Below are 2,938 nucleotides of genomic sequence, written 5' to 3' on the forward strand. Positions count from 1 at the left end.
GATTGTCGGCTTGGTTCTCGTGGGCAGGGTTGTAGCCTTGTATTGGACGTCTCTGCGGATGTTTAGGTTCACGATTAAAGTCTCAGAATGGTATTATTTATCATTAAATCTTTCTACTGCTGTAAACCCTTTAAGGTAGGGAGTAACTGCATAGTTGGACTCTTCATCGTAAAGGCTATAGTAACTTATGTTGAAAGTAAAGTTAGGATCCTCTGAAGTGAGTACACCAGTAGCCATCTCCTCGGTAGAGTAAGGAGGATATGGTAAGAGCATCATTCCCCAGTTCCCACCATATTTGAAAGCAAAATAGGAACCCAGAAATATCATTGAAAACCCTATTAGAAGAATGAGGACAATCCCAATTTTCATTTTATTTGAAAATTTCTCCCACACCAATTAATCCCTTTGCCTATATTTTTACTACTAACAGCTTTAGTAGAAATTCAAATAAATATTACGTATATTGCAACTCATACGCTAAACCGAGGTAGAGTCCCCACTTGCTCATGGAGAGCTATCCAACGCAGGCTAAAAACCCCAGCTTCCTGAAAACAATCCACTACAAGCCAGCACCTTTGAGACCAAAATGTAATACGCCCTCTCATTATAACTAATTCTGACTCCAGCAAGTGAAAATAAATCCATAGGAAAATATTCAGTGCGGAAATAACAAGAAAACACCCATATTTCAAACTAGTTTCTCTCAAATTGTAGAGCAATTCTGTGGGAATAATTTTGGTCATAAGCACGTTTATCCCTTATTCCAATTAAAAATAAAATCATAAATATTATGGCTAGCAATACAACAATAGTTCTGTTAACGGAAACTTTTCTAAGAGCTACCAAATTCTTGTCTTAGTTCAAACTCATAAATTAAACCTCACTCAAGTTTGGTAATGTAGATTCGCCCGATTCTACCCCTTATTTTTGGGTTCTAAATTGGAAAATAAGCTCTATAAAAGCTCCTTTTTGAGGCAGAATCGAACGAGACTACATCGCCCTCAAGTTTTGCGGTATTTAAGGTATTAGGTCATTTCAGTATCACACCCATTACTTGCTCAACCGGCGTCCCGTTAGTGGCCATCTGGTAGACCCACTGGATGATGCACTGTAGTAGGTCCATGAAAGCCTGCCGGCACTCCGCCCCGATGGTCTCAATCGGACTTAACCCTCTTAGTAGAGCCTACTCCCGCAAACCATGAGTTTGAGGAGACTGTACACCTGGGAACACGAGCAGCCAATGCCTCTTGGTGCCCTTTAAGTGATCTAAAGCTGACAGCCTCCCAAACTAAGGTTTTGTTTAGTATCCCTATAAAAGTTTTCTATGCGGAACCTAGAGGCTATAGCAGAAGACCACCCTACTGGCGTCCCAGTGAAGCCTGTTAGTAGCTAGGTAGACCGGTTCTCCCTCAAGATCCTTGTTGTCATAGCATACCACAATCCTCACCCGCCCCAGCTTGTCGACCTCCAGAGTCCAAGCGCAGACCCAGTAGCTCTTGCCCAGTACTTCCACCTCCCGGAAGTCTTTCATCGGCAGTGTCTCCCCAAATTCTTTAACACTCATCCTCTGGTTCTTGTGGTAGACTATGCGGTTCGCCTTCAGCCGTCCCACCCAGCTTTTCCCATAGGATTCTATGTGGTTCGCCAGCTTCTTGCAGAGGAATCAGGCGTCGAAGACGTAGGCTTCGGGGACCCCTAACGCTTCACAGTAGTCCACAAGCTCTAGGGCTAAATCCACCTTTGTTCTAAAAGTCGTACTTCACCGCTTCCGGGCTCCCCTGTTTGAAGTACTGTCTGAAGTCTATGGGGTAGCCTTATCCTGGTCGACGTAGTGGCTTGTGACTAGGATCTGACCGTAGACGATGGAGTTTGAGTTGTGGTCCCAGAACTTTCCGGCTCCGGAAATCCCCTCACCGGTTTTGGGCAGAAGGGTGTTGTCTATGGCCACCACGCCGTTCCTGCGCCACTGCGTTTCCCTCATAGACTGGAGAAGCTCCAGTCTCCTCCGGTTCAGCTCCTCCTCGTCCCAATGGTACTGGGTCAGAATCGGTTAAAGGGTGCTCTGGTCTGTGGCGTCAACGAGCCTTGAGGCTATGCTTCTCAAGGTAGCCTTTCTTCCCGTGATTATCCCGGTGAGGTATTGTTGGAACCTCTTCGCCTGGTGGTAGGAGAAGTCGGGGTGAAAGTAGTAGGCGAACTGCTTGATGACCTTGGGGGTATCTATGATCGGTATCATAAATCCTATAAGTCATAAGAAAAATTAATATCTTACTTATAAACCGCAAAACTTGAGGTAAAAAAAAGGAAAAATGTTTGCTGTAAAAGAATGGATGGATTTAGGTTTGAAGAATGAGATTGTTAGAATCGAGTTAACTCCCCTCTATGTTCCTTTCAGGCCGGAAATACGACGAGTCATGGAATCTGGCGCAGGCGGTTTGGGAATGGCAATCGGTGCAGAGGAAGCTTGGCTGGGCGGTGATTTTGTGATCTGTAAGCTGATTTGCGATGATGACACCATTGGTTTGGGAGAATCCTTCGTGTGGATTCCTGAGACTGGAACATCTCCCGAGCAAATCATCTCGACGATTAAGGAGTGTTTGGCGAAATACATTCTGGGGGAGAGTCCCTTCAATGTGGAGCGTGCCCAGCAGAGATTCGATGCAAATATAACTCGAAACGAGGTGGCGAAAGGACTCTTGGACATGGCTTGCTATGATTTGATGGGGAAACTCACGCAACGCCCCGCGTGCCATTTTATGGGTGGCCAAACGGTGAGTGAGATTCCTCTTGCGGCTCTCATACCTTTGACCGAAACAGAAACCATGGTGGGAATCGCTGAAATGTTTCACAAAATTGGGTACATAGCTTTTCGACTTAAATTGGGCAAGGGTTTACAACAGTAGGAAGATTTAATACTAAATAATACCATATATGGCTA

4 protein-coding genes are annotated in these 2,938 nt (G+C 45.1%); 1 reads left to right on the forward strand and 3 read right to left on the reverse strand.

All coding sequences use genetic code 11. The features are described 5' to 3' along the window. Nucleotides 1-93: 93 nt before the first annotated feature. The 3 genes from ACUVXA_RS19010 to ACUVXA_RS19020 form a co-directional block, all read right to left on the reverse strand. A complete protein-coding gene (locus ACUVXA_RS19010; protein WP_445872864.1) occupies nucleotides 94-369 on the reverse strand; it encodes a hypothetical protein in 276 nt (91 codons plus the stop codon). 964 nt (nucleotides 370-1,333) lie between these two features. Further along, nucleotides 1,334-1,612, reverse strand: coding sequence for a hypothetical protein (locus tag ACUVXA_RS19015; RefSeq protein WP_445872865.1), 279 nt, complete (start codon nucleotides 1,610-1,612; stop codon nucleotides 1,334-1,336). Nucleotides 1,613-1,801: 189 nt separating this feature from the next. Then, nucleotides 1,802-1,981: a hypothetical protein gene (locus ACUVXA_RS19020; protein WP_445872866.1), complete on the reverse strand. Its 180-nt coding sequence runs from the start codon at nucleotides 1,979-1,981 to the stop codon at nucleotides 1,802-1,804. Between the two features lie 361 nt (nucleotides 1,982-2,342). On the opposite strand from ACUVXA_RS19020, the gene ACUVXA_RS19025 reads away from it, so the two are divergent. Continuing rightward, complete coding sequence (locus ACUVXA_RS19025; protein ID WP_445872867.1) at nucleotides 2,343-2,903, forward strand: hypothetical protein; 561 nt, start codon at nucleotides 2,343-2,345, stop codon at nucleotides 2,901-2,903. The last annotated feature ends 35 nt before the right edge of the window (nucleotides 2,904-2,938 follow it).

This window comes from Candidatus Jordarchaeum sp. (assembly GCF_052745115.1).